A 16,030-nucleotide genomic window follows, 5' to 3' on the forward strand; every position below is an offset into this window, starting at 1 on the left:
GAAAGGTTCGTGGAATCAATGAGGTGTGGCCATGACGGTTGAATCGAAGGATGCGAATCCTGAGTTCGCGGACGGCACATCGAATGATGCCCTTCTTCCCGACAAAACCAACGAGGCCGTCGAAATCGTCGAAGGCAAAGTCGAAAAGGTCAGTGTTTCCAAGCACCCTGAGGCTTCCATCCCGCAGACCGATCTTTCTTTGGCCGACATCAAACGCAGCCAATCGCGCCCATTGCGCTGGGTGGTTTACCTGATTATTCTGCTGATCGCCATCATCGCCCCGTACTGGTTCGGACGCGTGCTCGCGGTGCAGCACACATCGCAGGTGATCAAGCTGCTGAGTCCCTTCGCACCGCAGGGAGTGTCGCTTGTCGCTTGGACGGTGACGGTGTTCGTACTGGCCACGTTCGCGCTTTCGTTTGTCGAAGCTCATGCTTGGCTATGGCGTATCCTTTTCCTGCTGCTGCTTGGCTTTGATCAGCTGATCGCGGGTATATGCCTCCTCAAATTCCAGTTCTGGTATTCCACTTATGTCGTGTACGGGTCGGCGTCGACGCTGCCAAACGCCGTCAACGTCGGCATCATCGCGGCACTGCTGGCGGCGGGCGTCTACGCGATTGTGTTTGTGGGCCTGCTCATCGGCATCAAGAAGGATTCCCCGCTGAACGTCCTGACGCGCAGCTGGGCCTCGTTCCTCATGTACTTCATCATCGAGGGCATCGCGCTGCTTATCGTCCTTTTCAGCGGTATCCTCGCCGCCGTGTGACCAGCGGCTATCCTGTCAGCCGCGATGATACGACGAAAAGCATGTAAATCCGTGCTTTTGGTCGCGCCTCATTCATAAACGCGACGAAAAGCACAAAAATGGGCCTAAAACCGTGCTTTTGGTCGCATGTTCAATTCAAGTGGCATTGGCGCGGGGTACTGGCGACTGTCTAACGGCAGTCCGTCGATAGCCGGCTCATGGTTTGATGGTGGTTCTGCGACAACGGAATTGCGTTCATCCGTACCTATTCGTATACTTGAAACTTGGCGTGTATTCGCCCGCGGATAGAGAGCGCTTCGGCATAATGCCGGCGGCACCGCGCAGCAACTATAAGGAGGATGCCGTGGCACTTACGGCTGAAGAAAAGCACGAGATCGTAACCAAGTATGCGACGCACGAAGGCGACACGGGGTCTCCTGAGGTTCAGGTTGCGCTGCTGAGCAAGCGTATCTCCGATCTGACCGAGCACCTGAAGACCCATCAGCACGATCACCACTCTCGTCGTGGTTTGCTGCTGATGGTCGGCGATCGTCGTCGTCTTCTCGATTATCTGAAGAAGGTCGACATCAACCGTTACCGCTCCTTGGTCGAGCGTCTTGGTCTTCGTCGATAGCTGTTTTATGCCCGGGCTTCGTGCTCGGGCTTTTTCAGAGGTTTGATTGGACATAGGCGGTAGCAAACGTCTAATAATGTTCGCGCGTGAAGAAAAACCGACGGCCCTAAGGTGAGGGTCGATAATTGAAATATCTGGATATGTGTTCCGGCTCGATAGCCGCCAATGCTGCTTCAGACTGAGAAGTGAAAGTCAACGTGCCGTCCACCAGCGTTGGTGAGGCCAGGTAAGCCTTACAAAAAATACAGAGGTCGGACGTTGACAAAGCATTTTGCAGTATGTTGGAAAATAGGAAATTAAACAAAGGAGGAACCCTTGGAGGGTCCCGAAATCAAGGCCGTAGAGGCCGTTATTGACAATGGTTCATTTGGTAAACGTACGTTGCGATTCGAAACGGGTCGCCTTGCGCAGCAGGCCGACGGCGCTGTAGCCGCCTACCTCGATGACGATTCGATGGTCCTTTCAACCACCACCGCTGGCAGCAGCCCGAAGGAAAACTATGATTTCTTCCCGCTCACCGTCGACGTGGAAGAGAAGATGTACGCCGCGGGCAAGATCCCGGGCTCGTTCTTCCGTCGTGAAGGCCGTCCTTCGAACGACGCCATTCTGGCCTGCCGCATCATCGACCGTCCGCTGCGCCCGCTCTTCCCACACACGCTGCGCAACGAGGTCCAGGTCGTCGAGACCGTCCTCGCCTGCAACCCGGACGATGCCTACGACATGATCGCTTTGAACGCCGCATCCGCGTCCACCATGATCTCCGGTCTGCCTTTCGAAGGTCCGGTCTCCGGTGTGCGTCTGGCGTTGGTCGACGGCCAGTGGGTCGCCTTCCCGCGTTGGAGCGAGCGTGACCGCGCGGTCTTCGAGATCGTTGTGGCCGGCCGCGTCGTCGAAAACGGTGACGTCGCCATCGCCATGATCGAGGCCGGTGCCGGCAAGAACGCCTGGAATTTGATCTACGACGAGGGCCAGCAGAAGCCGGACGAGGAAGTCGTCGCCGGTGGCCTCGAGGCTGCCAAGCCGTTCATCAAGGTCATCTGCGAGGCTCAGAACGAGCTCAAGGAGAAGGCCGGCAAGACCAACGACAAGGAATTCCAGCTCTTCCCGGAGTATACCGACAACCTGTACAAGCGCATTGACGAGATCGCCCACAACGACCTCAACGATGCCCTGTCCATCGCCGCCAAGCTGCCGCGCCAGGAGCGCATCCACGAGATCAAGGAAGACGTCCGCGCCAAGCTCGCCGACGAATTCACCGACATGGATGACGCCGAGAAGGAAAAGGAACTCGGCAACGCCTTCAAGGAACTGCAGCGCCAGATCGTGCGTCGCCGCGTCCTGACGGAGGACTTCCGTATCGACGGCCGCGGCCTGCGCGACATCCGCACGCTTTCCGCCGAGGTCGGCATCGTACCGCGCGTGCACGGCTCTGCGCTCTTCCAGCGCGGCGAAACCCAGATCCTGGGTGTCACCACGCTCAACATGTTGAAGATGGAGCAGACGCTCGATTCCATCTCCGGCCCGCAAACCAAGCGCTACATGCACAATTACGAGATGCCGCCGTATTCCACCGGTGAGACCGGCCGCGTCGGTTCCCCGAAGCGCCGCGAGGTCGGCCATGGTGCGCTCGCCGAAAAGGCGCTCGTGCCGGTGCTCCCCAGCAAGGAAGACTTCCCGTACGCCATCCGTCAGGTCTCCGAGGCCATCGGTTCCAACGGCTCGACTTCCATGGGCTCCGTCTGCGCCTCCACGCTTTCGCTGCTCGACGCGGGCGTTCCGCTGAAGGCTCCGGTCGCGGGCATCGCGATGGGCCTCATCTCCGGTGACGTCGACGGCAAGCACATCTACAAGACCCTGACCGACATCCTGGGCGCTGAAGACGCGTTCGGCGACATGGACTTCAAGGTCGCCGGCACTTCCGAATTTATCACCGCGCTCCAGCTCGACACCAAGCTCGACGGCATCCCCGCCGACGTTCTGGCCGCCGCCCTGCAGCAGGCGAAGGAAGCCCGCACCACGATCCTCGAGGTCATCAACGAGTGCATCGACGCCCCGGCCGAGATGAGCCCGTATGCCCCGCGCATCATCACCACTTCCGTTCCTGTCGACAAGATCGGCGAGATCATCGGGCCCAAGGGCAAGATGATCAACCAGATCCAGGAGGAGACCGGCGCCGACGTCAGCGTCGAGGATGACGGCACCATCTACATCGCTTCCGAAGGCGGCGACGGCGCGGAAAAGGCCAAGGCCACCATCGACGCCATCGCGCACCCGCACGTTCCCGCTGTCGGCGAGAACTTCAACGGCAAGGTCGTCAAGACCACGAGCTTCGGCGCGTTCGTCAACCTCACCCCAGGCACCGACGGCTTGCTGCACATCTCGCAGATCCGCAACCTGACCAACGGTGAACGTATCGACGCCGTCGAAGACGTCCTCAAGGAAGGCGACACTGTCGAGGTGACCGTCCAGGGCGTCGATGACCGTGGCAAGATTTCGCTGGCCATCCCCGGCTTCGAGGATCAGGAATCCGGCCCGCGTGGCGGTGGGCGTGGCCCGCGTCGCGACCGTGACGATCGCGGTGGGCGCGGCTATCGCGGTCACGGGCGTGACCGTGAGGACCATGACGATCGTCGCCGTTCTGATCGTGATGATCGTGATGACCGTCGCCCCAGCCGCGGCCGTGAGGACCGTGAAGATCGCGTTGAAGATGATTTTGAGGATCGTCCGCGTCGCCGTCGTGAGGATCGCGACGACGATCGTCGCCGTTCCGATCGTGATGACCGTGATGACCGTCGTTCCGGCCGTAGCCGTGAGGACCATGACGATGCCGATGATCGCGTTGAGGATGATTTTGAGGATCGTCCGCGTCGCCGTCGTGAGGATCGCGACGATTACCGTCGCTCCGACCGTCACGAGGGACGCCGTGGTGGCGGCTACCGTGGTGGCCGTCGCAACGACCGCAACCCGCGCTACGCGACCGACGATCACTATGACGAATATCGTGAGGGCCGCGAAGAGCGCAGCGAGCGTCCGCGCCGCCGTGTCCGCCGCGACTTCGATCCGTTCGAGGACTGATTGACTAACTGGCTGATGGCTGACGGCTGACCGGTCGTTTCGATCGACTAATCAGCCAATCGACTGATCGCTAGATAACTGATAACTGGTCTGCAACCCGCTTCGTTTGGTTGCAGGCCAGTTTTGTTCATCCGGTGTTGTTTATTGTTGGTTTACAGATTTCATTGACTGGCTTTGCATCTTGGTGGTTTGGTGTGAGAGAAGGTTTGTTTAGGGATTCGTATTGGCCGGTTTGTCTTTTGATTGCTTTGGTGCGAGGAACCGCTTATTTCGAGGTTCGTATTGACTATTTTTGGTTTTCTGTCGGTTTCGTATCGGGAATGATCCATTGAGAGTGTCATATCAATCGGTTTTCGACATTCTGTTGGTTTTGTGTCAAAGACTGTTTATTTGGAGGTTTTGCTTACCGATTTTGGCTTTTGCTTGGTTTGACACCTGGAGCCGTTCATTTTATTTATCGAAGCTTATTAGTACTTATTCATTGCTCTTTACCGACGTTTTTTATTGATTGTTGGTTTTAGCCGTTATTCGTCGACATTGATGATAGATTGTTCTTCTTCACATATTTTTAGTAATTTGAGTTAACGTAATTCGCGTTTTTGTGGATGAATGTGCATGGCCCGACGATTCAACCCGCGACACGCCTCAAATGTGGATAACCCCTATCATCCGACCACAGTACCCGTTTCAGCTTGCGCTTGAGGTCTGCAAGCAGATTGAATGGATACATGGAACATGCATTGTCGATTTTGGAACGTTATGGTGGCGATATCTCTTCCGCGCGCCACAAAACGGTATTGCCGCCGGCCAAGGTTCGAGACAGACCGCCTGATAGGATTCGTGTCGGTCCACATAGCCGGATGGCACTGATTCCGCGAACTTTGGCAACGATGCCGGTATCAGCGTCGAAGCCGATATCGGAGGCTGTGACGGCAACCGCTTTGATGAAACCTCGACCGTATCGCCCACCGCACCCATCGGCTGTGTGCGAATTGCCATGCTCGCCGCAAGCGGTGAATGCTCCGGATATGCCAAGGAGTACCGGTTCCCGCCCGTTGAACTCGTCGACGCCGTCATATTCTTTGCAAAGACCGGACGTTTTAAGTCCACCTTCGAATGTTCAAATGCCTCCTACGTCTCAGCCGTTTCATACGCCTCGTGCACCAGACCAGTCAGGGTCGCAGACAATAGCGGTTTGTCATCCTCATGCCAAGGCGTCCGGCATGCTGGCTCTTGTACAACCGCCGATGCCGCAGACGGCGCAGGAAGAGGGAATAGGGGCTTGCTTCAGATCGCCTCAACCGTCGTCGAAAAGCTCGCCAAGTGTCAAGAAGCTCACAAGCCACTCATTCGGCAGACATACGGTCATCTTTCTTTCGGCCAGCGGCGGGGTGGGCTTGAGCGCTCTGTGCTCGCTGACCGCGTTGGAACTCAAAACCCAAAGCATTAAAACTTCATTGGTCGATGCGGATTTTGATGCTGGCGGGCTTGATGTGCTTCTTGGCCTTGAAAATGACAAAGGCCTGCGGTTTGGCATGCTGGACGTGCCTCTGGGCAAGATCGACGGCGAGGTGTTGCGTCAACGGCTTCCGCAATGGGAAGGCGTGCCCGTTCTCGCCTTCGATTCTTGGAACGGCGAGATTCCCGAATGGTGGGAGGTGAAGGCGGTGTTGGAGGCACTGGAACGAGCAAGCGACATGGTGCTCGTCGACGGTGCGCGTGGACGGCTGATAAAGATGATTCCCGACTTGTGTTCGGCTCCGATCGTGATTGCCGTAGAGCTTTCGGTACTCGGCCTGGCGCGTGCCAAAGCCTTGTTGGGCAGGCTCGTGTCGTTTTTTGCTGATGGAAGTGGGATGCTGCAGAAGGACCATTTTGGTGATTTTTTCGGTCCGGGGCCAAACCCGCCTTCATATTCATCACGGTGCCGGCCATCGCATACGCCATCGCGATCTTACAACGGCAATTTTGCTGTCGACGAGGGTGCTGAGCGGCGAACGAGTCCCCGATCACCGCAACTTGCCGCAATCGTCGGCATTGAGACACGAGGCACATCCAGGCGGCGTGGGGTTGTAAATGTTGACGAAGCCAGTGAATATTTGGGCCATGAGGTTCTTGGACCAATATGCCCCAACAGCGCCAGAACCAGCGACGCATTGGAAGGGCTGGGACTTAAGGCCGCCAAATCCGATCGGACAGTGATGGGTAAGTTGGCACGAGCCATCAGCGAATCGGTCGAAGGAGACGATGGGCATTGATGTTCGGACCGCTTGAAGAGCTGATTGGCGACAGTCGTGTGACTGATGTGGCCGTGACTTGTGAGGGTCGGGTATGGGTCGATCGTGGAAGTGGGATGCTGGAGTATCATCCTGCGGTGCCGTTCCGTTCCCCGCAGGTCGTGCGCGAATACGCCACCCAGCTGTGTGCACAATTGGGGCGTAGGCTCGACGATGCCTGCCCGATTGCGGATGCCTCAAGTGTGGAAGGTGTCCGTGTCCATGCGGTGATCGCCCCAATCGTGCCGTTCGGTGCCAGCATTTCCATTCGTTTGCCGAGTCTGATGGTTCCTCGGTTGAGCGGACTGGGGGAGCAGGGTCTGTTCCCTGCCTCGTGGTTCCCGCTGTTGTGTGGATTGGTCAACAACCGTGCGACGATCCTGATCACCGGTGGCACCGGGGTTGGCAAGACGACGCTGCTCAAGGCATTGCTTGGCCAGGCGGACCCTGCACAGCGGATTGTCAGTGTCGAGGAGGTGCGTGAATTGGGTGATCTCGGGCGCGGCAACCATGTCTCCTTGGTTGCCCGTGAAGCCAACGTGGAAGGTGCAGGTGCGATCGGTCTGCCGGAATTGGTGAAGGCCACGCTGCGTATGCGTCCGGATCGCATCATCTTGGGCGAATGCCGTGGCGAGGAGATTGCCGATCTGTTGCGTGCATTCAATTCCGGGCACCACGGAGGCATGGTGACATTGCACGCCGACAGCGTCGATCGTGTACCGTCGAGGCTGGTGTCATTGGGTTTGTTGGCTGGCCTCAACCAAGCGGCACTGACAATGTTGGCCGCCGGGGCCTTTGACGTGGTGTTGCATCTGGAACGTCGTAACGGCAAACGCAGAATCGTACAGATAGGCAGGCTTTTAGTAGATCGCGAGCACTTCGTCGGTGAATCGGTGGCGGCTTGGAACGGCTTGGGTATACCGGTTCCTGGGCCGGAGTGGGACACGTTCGTCAGCCGTTGGTCTGGGTGATTGTATGGATTTTTACGCATTGATGACTGGGCTCTTGGTGGTTGTTGCGATTGTATGTATATGCTGGCCCAATGAAGCCGGTAAGCCGAGGGCGCGGGATTCGGCGGGTGAACCCACTTCGAATCCTCGCCAGATCGGTATCCTTTCATGCATTGAGACGTTGAAGGCGTATGTGAAGGCAGGCGGTTCGCTTGAACAGGCATTCGCCGAACAAATGAGCGATGAGCCTCTTTACTCAGCCGCGACTATGCCCGGTCGCGCTCAGCTGCAGGATATGCTGCGTGCTCGTTTGGGTCCAAAGGAAACTATTGAACAGGCGGATTGTGCCGCTGTCGAGCTTGATCTCGCCTGCAGATTGAGCAAAACACTGGGTTGTGAAGCTTCGCATTGTCTGGACGCGGTGGCTTCGTCCTATCGTCGCAATCGGATGATGAAGACCTTGAAGGACAATGCGTTCACCGTGCCGAAATCGACGGTGAAACTTCTTTCTTTGTTGCCATTGGCCACGCTTGTTTTGGGCGAACTAATGGGTGCCTCGCCAATTGCGTTTCTTTTCGGCAATGCGGCTGGACGTGTATGTCTGTTGCTGGGTGCGGGGACATACGCGCTTGGAATGCTGTGGATGCATGCGTTGATGGATGGCATCGGCTCAGGGGAGTACCAATTGAATGGTGGAGGGGAATTGTCCTGAATCAGGAGGGTAAATCGTTGTTGCCTTGGCAGTGATGACGGGAGTAACGATTGGAGTTATGGGTCCACGAAACAGAATTTTAGGTGTGGGCCCTAGAAGGAGCAAGTCGTCTAGGTGCTGGTTCGGGGAAGCGGACATTTCATCCTCAACTCGTCCAACCACCCGCCCTTCTAGGCACTGGTTCTGGGAAGCGGGTCTTTAGGCGTGGGGCTGGAGCGCAGGGTGCGAGGTGCGAGGCGTGAGGTGTGGGGCGTGAGGCAGACAACGAACAGAAATAGAGCCCATTGTGCAGAACGGGCCGTCTTCCTTTACCGGCATCGGGTATGTTGCCAAATCTAAGTCGGCGAGGTCCGAATCGGTAAGGGACAAAGTCGGGAAACAAACGATAATGGCAGGAACAATGGATATGGATTCGCTGATTTCAGGGTGTTTGATGGGTGTCGCATGGCTACTGTGGCGCTGGCCTGCAGGACGGGTCAGCGAGCAATTGCGTTCGTTTGATCAAACACCTGCAGTGCAGCCTTCTCTGGGTGTCATATTGGAAATGATGGCGGTGGCGATGCGGGAAGGGACGTCTATCCCGCGTGCGCTCGAGGTGATCGGTTCTATTGTTGCAGGAAGACTTGGGGCAGGAATGCGCAAGGCCTCAAGCTCATTGATGTTCGGATACAGCTGGGAGGATGCATGGCTTGCTGCCTCGTTGGCATGTCGAAGCGGCAGTGAAGATGATAAGCAAGCATCCGTATCGTCGGGCACAAGAGGCAAACACCGGAAGAGCGTCGGAGACGAGACTCCATCGGGTGATGTTGCCTTTGCACTCGACGCATTGAAAGTTCTTGATGACGCGCTCAAAGACAGTTGGACTCGCGGTGTCTCGCCCGTTGGGCCTTTGGAAAGTGCGGTCGAACAGCTGGATGCGCGGGCTCGTGCCTCGATTGAGCAATCGGCGCAGAGGCTTTCAGTAAGGCTCTTATTGCCAACGGGTCTTTGCTTTTTGCCTGCTTTCATGCTCATTGGCATCATTCCGGCGATTGGTTCCTTCGTCGGTCATTGATCAGGTGCTGCTTTTTGGTGTGGATAACTTTTGGGCATTCCACATTGCTGTCAACAATTGTTGTTGACAGAAAACGCGACACGCCCGGAATGTGTATAACCCATAGCATCCGACCACAGTGCCCGGAATCGCCACGGTATCCAGCGCGTTTCTGCCAGACTATGGGTATCGCAATGCAAAGGCTGCGATGCAGATAAAGACCAAAAGCGTCAAAGGAGTAATCATGAGTAAGGAATTGACAACAATCGATCAAAGCAACAGCCGCACTGTCACCCGTTTCAGGGGACGCTTGGCCGAACGGTCCAGGCAGGTCAAGGGGCGGCTGTGTCTGCTGGATGCCAGGATGCGTACCGTCATGGCGCAACCGGATGAAGGTGCGGCTACGGCCGAGTATGCCGTCGTACTGGTGGCGGCCACAGGGTTTGCTGCAGTGTTGGTCGCTTTGCTTAAATCCGGTGCCGTGCGAACGCTGCTGATGGCATTGGTCCAAAAGGCGCTCAAGATGGCCTGATTCGTTGAGATTTACCAATGTGGGAACAGTGAAGATGAACGACATGGGTTGCGGAGAGGATGCAGTGCAGGATGTCACTTCAAAGGATGCAATCGCAAGGATCGGCTGCCCACTATCCATGTAGGCGCCTGTATCCGATGGCTGTCAGCTCCTTGGACAGCACGGTTTGTTCGCTGGTTACGTGGATACGCTGCCTGCGTAAGCGGTTTCGTGTCCACGTGACCGGTAATCGGCATCGAATTTTTGGTTCTTTTGGTCCTCGTCGTCGGGCCCGTAGCGATGAGGGTGCCGTTACCGCCGAATTTGCGGTGGTTCTTCCCGCCGTGATGGCGATGGCGGTGCTGCTGATGATGCTGGCGCGGGCCGTGACGGTCGAGATGAACTGTCAGGATGCCGCCTCGGCTGCTGCGCGGGTGGCGGTTGTATCCCACAGCGACGCTGAGGCTCGGCTTGCCGCACACAAGGCCGCTGGCGGTGATGCCAATGTCTCCATATCGAGGGGATTGAAGCAGGTCAAGGTCACTGTCAGCTGCCGGGTGGTGCCTGATCCCATGCATGTGTTGCCCATGGCAGTGATGGGTAAGGCTACGGGGGTGGTGCAATGAGGAGTCAGAAGAAACCTCACAAAGCCAAAGAAGAGCCTGGGTGCGTAGGATCGAACGATCCGACGCAGGGCTGCAGCAAACGTAGGAATCGCCTTCTGTCTCTTAGTGCGCAATTCCTGTTACAGGGCAGGCAAAAACATCTGTCCACTTTATTTCGGTTGGCCAAACCTGTGTCCGGTTCATCGACTGGTCGTCAGCGGTTTTGGGCGTATCGTGCCTGTGACGAGGCGTCCGGAACCGTGAGCGGGGTTATGCTGATCGCCGTTGCGGCGGTGCTGATGTCGGCTATCGCCTTGGGCGGCAACCTGCTGGTTTGTATTTCACAGGCCAGATCGGCTGCCGATCAGTCGGCTATCGCCGGGGCGCAATCCGCACGAGACGGGGACTACGATCCGTGCCTCAAATCTCGACTCGCTTCCTCGCTCAACAAGGCTTCGTTGACCACCTGCAAAGTTGACCAGGAGGATGTCACGGTGAAAGTCGCGGTCAGAACGTCGGTTCCGTTCGTGCCACTCGTTTCCCGCATGGCTCGGGCTGGGCCGGTAGAATGTTCGTGAAGTCCTGTTCGTTTTCTGCGCAAGGTATCGGATATCGTTGTCTTTTGGTTTCGGATGAAAATTCACATGAACCAAGAGGCTCAGAAAAGGTCGACAAAAGGCAAAGAGTCGCGAATAATTGACTCGCAGGGTTTATTGCACAAACAAAGCGATTCCGCTCGTGAAACGTCGCCAAGATAGTCGGGTGAAGGTAGGTTAGAAGTATGGCACTTGCATTGTATCGACGGTATCGGCCAGACACATTTGACGGCATCATAGGGCAGGATCAGGTCACTGTCCCGCTTTCACGAGCCTTGGATGAAGGCAAGCTGACTCACGCCTACCTATTCAGTGGTCCGCGTGGTTGCGGCAAGACGAGTTCTGCCAGGATTTTGGCCCGATGCATCAATTGTGCCAAGGGGCCCACCTCTCATCCGTGTGGTGAGTGCGAAAGCTGCAAGGATCTGGCCACCGGTGGTCCAGGGTCGATTGACGTGGTCGAAATCGACGCTGCCAGCCATAACGGAGTCGAGGATGCCCGTGAACTGCGTGAGCGTGCCGCGTTCGCGCCGGCTCGTGACCGCTATAAGATCTTCATTCTCGATGAGGCCCACATGGTCACCCAGCAGGGATTCAATGCCTTGCTCAAGATCGTGGAGGAACCGCCGGAACACGTCATGTTCATCTTCGCCACCACCGAGCCGGACAAGGTCATCTCGACCATTCGCTCGCGTACGCATCATTATCCTTTCCGTTTGGTTCCGCCTGAAGTCATGGGACCCTATCTGGAAGAGGTGTGCGACAAGGAGCACATTGATTTGGAGCCGGGTGTTTTAAGGCTTACCATGCGTGCCGGTGGCGGTTCGGTGCGTGACACGCTTTCCGTGCTTGACCAGCTGATGGCCGGAGCCGTGGATAATGAAGTGTCATACGATTCCACAGTCGCGCTGCTTGGCTTCACCCCTGATGAACTGATTGGAGAGGCGATTGACGCGGTCATCAACAAGGATGGTGGAAAGCTTTACGCGGTCATCGAGAAAGTCGTTGTGGGAGGTTTTGAACCCAGACGATTTGTTGAGGATCTGCTTTCGCGTGTCCGTGATCTGCTGGTGCTGACGCTCGGCGGAGAAAAGGCCGAAAAAGTGCTGAGCGACGATTCCGCGGTAGAGGATATGGGCGACCTGCATCGTCAGTCTTCGGCGTTGGGGCTTTCCGCACTCACCGCAATGGCCGAGATTATCAACGACACGTTGGGCAATATGACCGGCGCGATTTCGCCTCGTATGCGTTTGGAATTGTTGGCCGCGAAGTTGTTGGCAGGTCGTGAGAGTGGCTTTGCGCAGGCATCGTCAGCGGCTTCAGCTTCTGGTGCGGATAGTTCGGCAGGCCAAGCTTCTGTTGGCAGCACCGGCGCGACTGGGAATCAGACCGCGCATGGGCACAGTGGTTTCATCGGTTCCAGCAGGAATGCTTCAAACCCCCAGCAAGGCAATCCAAAGGTTCCTGCTCAAGGTAATTCCTCGGCCCAGGGTTTTGCACGCAATGGTTCCGTACAAACAGGGCAATCGCAGGGCAACACCAGTGTGCGTAATTCTGGTCCACGGCGTGCATCCGGAAACTCGATCATGAATAGTGAGCCGAACGGGTGGCAGAGCCATGGGCAAAATGAGAATCCACAGAACAGCAATCCACGCAATGGCAACGAACAGCAGGTGCTGCGCACGAATGCCGAATCCGGCAGTGCTGAGGTAAACGTCGGCACCAGTGGCGGTCAATCCACTGCGGCGGCAACGGTCGGTGTCGACCCGAATGCGACCGTGGAGGAAAAGTGGGATGCGGTACTTACAAGATTGCCTGAAAACGTTCGCGACTATGTGAATCATGATAAAGTTACTACGGTTTCGTTGGCGACCAACGGTTCAGGGAAATCGCGTCTTTCGATGACTTTCGATTGCGCGTTAAGCCAGCATGCGTTCGCATTGGCTCTTGCTTCTGATGCTAAGCACAATGGGCAGAAGGCCTCCAACGTGGTATGGGAGGGTGTCCGCTCGGTTTTCGGGCCCCACACCATGATCGCCCCCACCGCCGTGGCAGCAAATGGCGAAAAGGTCATATCGACCAAGCGCATGAAACCGGAAGAACTTGCCAAAGTCAAGCGTGACATCGCGATTGCCAAAGTCTCGGCAGCCGGTGGGCTGGGTATGAGTTCCGGGCAGGGGGGTCATGCTGCTTCTGAACCCAAAGAACACAAGAAGTCCGATACCAATGCGGCGGGGGAACCGGATGATTCCTCTCACCGACGGGGTAAAGCCGAGTCTGATGGGTTTGAAAGCAATTCCGTTCTGAACGGGCCTGATGGCGCTGGCCCGAGTGCCAGAGATGTTGCTTCTCAGAATGGAGAGGTTACTTCGCAGAGGGTCGGGAATAAGGGGATTGCTCCTGATGCCGGAGCGCAGCCCGTTGACGATCCTGCTCCGATGATGGCGAAACCGCCGTCACAAGATTCGACGGATGTCGATTATGACCCGTGGTTTTCGCCTTTGCCGGCACCTAGCCCAGCGGGAGGCAAAGACTTTAGACAAGAGGACAGACAGGCGGTCCCTGTATCTGGGCATCCAGAAACGGGCGACGCTACCCAGATAGGTTCTGCTGGTATATCCGATAATTCCGTTTCGCCGCATTACAAGAAACATGTGGCGGTACCCGACATCAGCGACGGCGTGGATCCATGGGCCACCCCCGCAACTGAAATGCAACCCGACGAGCCTGGTACTTATCCCAACGGTCGCGACAGTGCCACGGTCGAGTGTCAGCCGGAAACCGGCAACAGATTCAACGGTTTGGCATCGTCAGAGGGCGTATTCAATCGTGAACAGGAATCGCCGCACCCTCAAGCCGATAATTCCGCCATTACGCCAAACCAAACCGGTAACCCTGCCGATCATGGTTTTGCGTCGCCAAACGACCGGCAACCGCAATCGCGGGCCACGCAAGATGTCCCTGCCTCTAATGCGGATGACAGGGGAGACGTGGCTGCGCGTTTTAAGGATGTCGATCCGGTCGGCAACAGCGAACAACATCCACAAGTGGCGGCCGAAGATGACGATTATTCGTTAAGTGACCAATCGTTGGGCGATGCCGTATCCATAGACTTCAATGAGCTCAAGAAACTGTTCGAAGTCAAAAAGGTCGAGACCTTCAAGGCGGACGATCCCAAGAATCCCAAGAACATCAAACCGGTGGAAAAGCACCCCGAAGAAGAAAGGCGATAGCAGATGGCATTGGCTTATGACGGCGCAATCCAGCGCCTTATCGATGGGTTCGCCCGGTTGCCGGGCATCGGTCCCAAAGGCGCCCAGCGCATTGCGTTCTACCTGCTCTCGGCTAGTGACGAAGAGGCTCAGGACCTGGCGGACGCCATCCGCGAGGTCAAGGAAAAGGTGCGGTTCTGCGAAATCTGCGGCAACGTATGCGAAACGAGCCCATGCCCGATCTGTTCGGATCCACGGCGCGACCATTCTATTATCTGCGTGGTCGAGGAGCCGAAAGACGTCATGAGCATCGAGCGTACCCGCGAATTCCATGGCGTCTACCATGTCCTCGGCGGCGCCATCAACCCGATGGCCAACGTCGGCCCCGGTGACCTGGCCATTCCCAAGCTTCTGGACAGGCTTAAAACCGATGAGGTCAAGGAAATCATTCTGGCGCTTGATCCCAATATCGAAGGCGAGGCGACGGTCACCTATCTGAGCCGCCTGCTTTCGCCGCTCGGCATCAAGATCACGCGTCTGGCCAGCGGTCTGCCGGTGGGCAGCGATTTGGAATATGCCGACGAAATCACCTTGGGCCGTGCCTTGCAGGGGCGTCAGGAAGCCTGATTTTTTCGGTTCCACTGTGCTTGAACGGTGAGGTGGTTCGGGGTGAATATGCCCGCATGGTGGTAGGCGGCACGGATGGGCGTGACACTGGCATATAATTCAATCATTACTGTCGAAACCGACCGCAGTGCCCGTTATATTGCGCGACTTTGCACCGTACTGTGCTGTGGTCGGTGATGAGATTTGGCGGCATGCGTCGAGTTGCGCATCTGCCGGGGAAGAGCAAGGAACATCGTGGCGCTTATCGTGCAAAAGTACGGCGGGTCCTCTGTGGCCGACGCCGAGTCCATCAAGCGCGTCGCCAAACGCATTGTGGAGACGAAACGCAAGGGCAACAATGTGGCCGTCGTGGTTTCGGCGATGGGGGATACCACCGATGACCTGATTGACCAAGCCATGAGCATCGATTCCAACCCTCCGGCCCGAGAGATGGATATGCTGATGACCGCAGGCGAGCGTATCTCGATGAGTCTTCTGGCGATGGCCATCCACGCCGCCGGCGAACGCGCTTATTCTTTCACCGGTTCGCAGGCCGGTTTTATGACCGATGCCCAATTTGGCGCGGCGCACATCAAGTCGGTGAAGCCCGAACGTGTCGCCCATGTTGTCGGTGACGGCAAAATCGCCATTGTGGCCGGTTTCCAAGGCATCAACGCCGACGGCGATTACACCACTCTTGGCCGCGGCGGTTCAGACACATCAGCGGTGGCGCTCGCGGTGGCGCTCGGTGCCGATATCTGCGAGATCTACACCGACGTTGACGGCATTTTTACCGCCGATCCCCGCATCGTTCCCAGTGCCCGGCGCATTCCATCCATCAGCTATGATGCCATCCTCGAAATGGCTTCCTGTGGTTCGAAGGTCCTTGCCCTGCGCTGTGTGGAATACGCCCAGCGATTCAATATGCCGTTGCACGTGCGCAGCTCATTTTCGCACCGGATGGGCACTTTGGTGGTTCCGGAAGGTGTCGACGCGAGGAAGCTGCCGAACCTGCAATAAGCGGCGACGACGGAAACACAAGTTCATCCAACGGCATGAACGGCAATAAAGTCTT

Annotated in this window: 13 protein-coding genes; all 13 read left to right on the forward strand. The window is 56.9% G+C overall.

Annotated elements, in window-relative coordinates; translation table 11 throughout:
- The first annotated feature begins 31 nt into the window (after positions 1-31).
- The 13 genes from PT275_RS00110 (at position 32) to PT275_RS00170 (ending at position 15,975) form a co-directional block, all read left to right on the forward strand.
- Entirely contained in the window at positions 32-766 is a 735-nt protein-coding gene (locus tag PT275_RS00110) for a hypothetical protein (RefSeq protein WP_277151164.1), read from the forward strand.
- 343 nt (positions 767-1,109) lie between these two features.
- Positions 1,110-1,379, forward strand: a complete 270-nt coding sequence (gene rpsO, locus PT275_RS00115; RefSeq protein WP_277151166.1) for a 30S ribosomal protein S15 — start codon at positions 1,110-1,112, stop codon at positions 1,377-1,379.
- Positions 1,380-1,694: 315 nt separating this feature from the next.
- A complete protein-coding gene (locus PT275_RS00120) occupies positions 1,695-4,454 on the forward strand; it encodes a polyribonucleotide nucleotidyltransferase (protein ID WP_277151168.1) in 2,760 nt (919 codons plus the stop codon).
- 1,223 nt (positions 4,455-5,677) lie between these two features.
- Positions 5,678-6,712: a hypothetical protein gene (locus tag PT275_RS00125; RefSeq protein ID WP_277151170.1), complete on the forward strand. Its 1,035-nt coding sequence runs from the start codon at positions 5,678-5,680 to the stop codon at positions 6,710-6,712.
- Positions 6,712-7,701 carry an ATPase, T2SS/T4P/T4SS family gene (locus PT275_RS00130; protein ID WP_277151172.1) on the forward strand — a complete coding sequence of 330 codons (990 nt, stop codon included), beginning with the start codon at positions 6,712-6,714 and terminating at the stop codon, positions 7,699-7,701. The genes PT275_RS00125 and PT275_RS00130 overlap by 1 nt, the downstream gene beginning before the upstream one ends.
- A 4-nt stretch (positions 7,702-7,705) precedes the next feature.
- Positions 7,706-8,392 carry a pilus assembly protein gene (locus PT275_RS00135; protein ID WP_277151174.1) on the forward strand — a complete coding sequence of 229 codons (687 nt, stop codon included), beginning with the start codon at positions 7,706-7,708 and terminating at the stop codon, positions 8,390-8,392.
- 388 nt (positions 8,393-8,780) lie between these two features.
- Complete coding sequence (locus PT275_RS00140) at positions 8,781-9,446, forward strand: hypothetical protein (RefSeq protein WP_348519500.1); 666 nt, start codon at positions 8,781-8,783, stop codon at positions 9,444-9,446.
- Between the two features lie 223 nt (positions 9,447-9,669).
- Positions 9,670-9,957 (forward strand): DUF4244 domain-containing protein, encoded by a 288-nt coding sequence (locus PT275_RS00145; protein WP_348519501.1) that lies wholly within the window; start codon positions 9,670-9,672, stop codon positions 9,955-9,957.
- 137 nt (positions 9,958-10,094) lie between these two features.
- Positions 10,095-10,562, forward strand: a complete 468-nt coding sequence (locus PT275_RS00150) for a TadE family type IV pilus minor pilin (protein ID WP_277151176.1) — start codon at positions 10,095-10,097, stop codon at positions 10,560-10,562.
- Entirely contained in the window at positions 10,559-11,119 is a 561-nt protein-coding gene (locus PT275_RS00155; protein WP_277151177.1) for an Rv3654c family TadE-like protein, read from the forward strand. Before PT275_RS00150 ends, PT275_RS00155 begins: the two co-directional genes overlap by 4 nt.
- 203 nt (positions 11,120-11,322) lie before the next feature.
- Positions 11,323-14,370, forward strand: coding sequence for a DNA polymerase III subunit gamma/tau (dnaX, locus tag PT275_RS00160; protein WP_277151179.1), 3,048 nt, complete (start codon positions 11,323-11,325; stop codon positions 14,368-14,370).
- Positions 14,371-14,373: 3 nt separating this feature from the next.
- Entirely contained in the window at positions 14,374-14,976 is a 603-nt protein-coding gene (recR, locus tag PT275_RS00165) for a recombination mediator RecR (RefSeq protein WP_277151181.1), read from the forward strand.
- A gap of 234 nt (positions 14,977-15,210) precedes the next feature.
- Positions 15,211-15,975, forward strand: coding sequence for an aspartate kinase (locus PT275_RS00170; protein ID WP_277151184.1), 765 nt, complete (start codon positions 15,211-15,213; stop codon positions 15,973-15,975).
- Positions 15,976-16,030 lie beyond the last annotated feature (55 nt).

This window comes from Bifidobacterium sp. ESL0745 (assembly GCF_029433335.1).
Taxonomy (GTDB): Bacteria; Actinomycetota; Actinomycetes; order Actinomycetales; family Bifidobacteriaceae; genus Bifidobacterium.

What these genes read in the sequence shown, in the direction of transcription:
- PT275_RS00140 (WP_348519500.1), top strand. Translation starts at nt 8,781, where the DNA reads ATGGCAGGAACAATGGATATGGATTCGCTGATTTCAGGGTGTTTGATG.
- dnaX (WP_277151179.1), top strand. Translation starts at nt 11,323, where the DNA reads ATGGCACTTGCATTGTATCGACGGTATCGGCCAGACACATTTGACGGC.
- PT275_RS00130 (WP_277151172.1), top strand. Translation starts at nt 6,712, where the DNA reads ATGTTCGGACCGCTTGAAGAGCTGATTGGCGACAGTCGTGTGACTGAT.
- recR (WP_277151181.1), top strand. Translation starts at nt 14,374, where the DNA reads ATGGCATTGGCTTATGACGGCGCAATCCAGCGCCTTATCGATGGGTTC.
- PT275_RS00150 (WP_277151176.1), top strand. Translation starts at nt 10,095, where the DNA reads ATGGCTGTCAGCTCCTTGGACAGCACGGTTTGTTCGCTGGTTACGTGG.
- PT275_RS00145 (WP_348519501.1), top strand. Translation starts at nt 9,670, where the DNA reads ATGAGTAAGGAATTGACAACAATCGATCAAAGCAACAGCCGCACTGTC.
- PT275_RS00155 (WP_277151177.1), top strand. Translation starts at nt 10,559, where the DNA reads ATGAGGAGTCAGAAGAAACCTCACAAAGCCAAAGAAGAGCCTGGGTGC.
- PT275_RS00110 (WP_277151164.1), top strand. Translation starts at nt 32, where the DNA reads ATGACGGTTGAATCGAAGGATGCGAATCCTGAGTTCGCGGACGGCACA.
- PT275_RS00125 (WP_277151170.1), top strand. Translation starts at nt 5,678, where the DNA reads ATGCTGGCTCTTGTACAACCGCCGATGCCGCAGACGGCGCAGGAAGAG.
- PT275_RS00135 (WP_277151174.1), top strand. Translation starts at nt 7,706, where the DNA reads ATGGATTTTTACGCATTGATGACTGGGCTCTTGGTGGTTGTTGCGATT.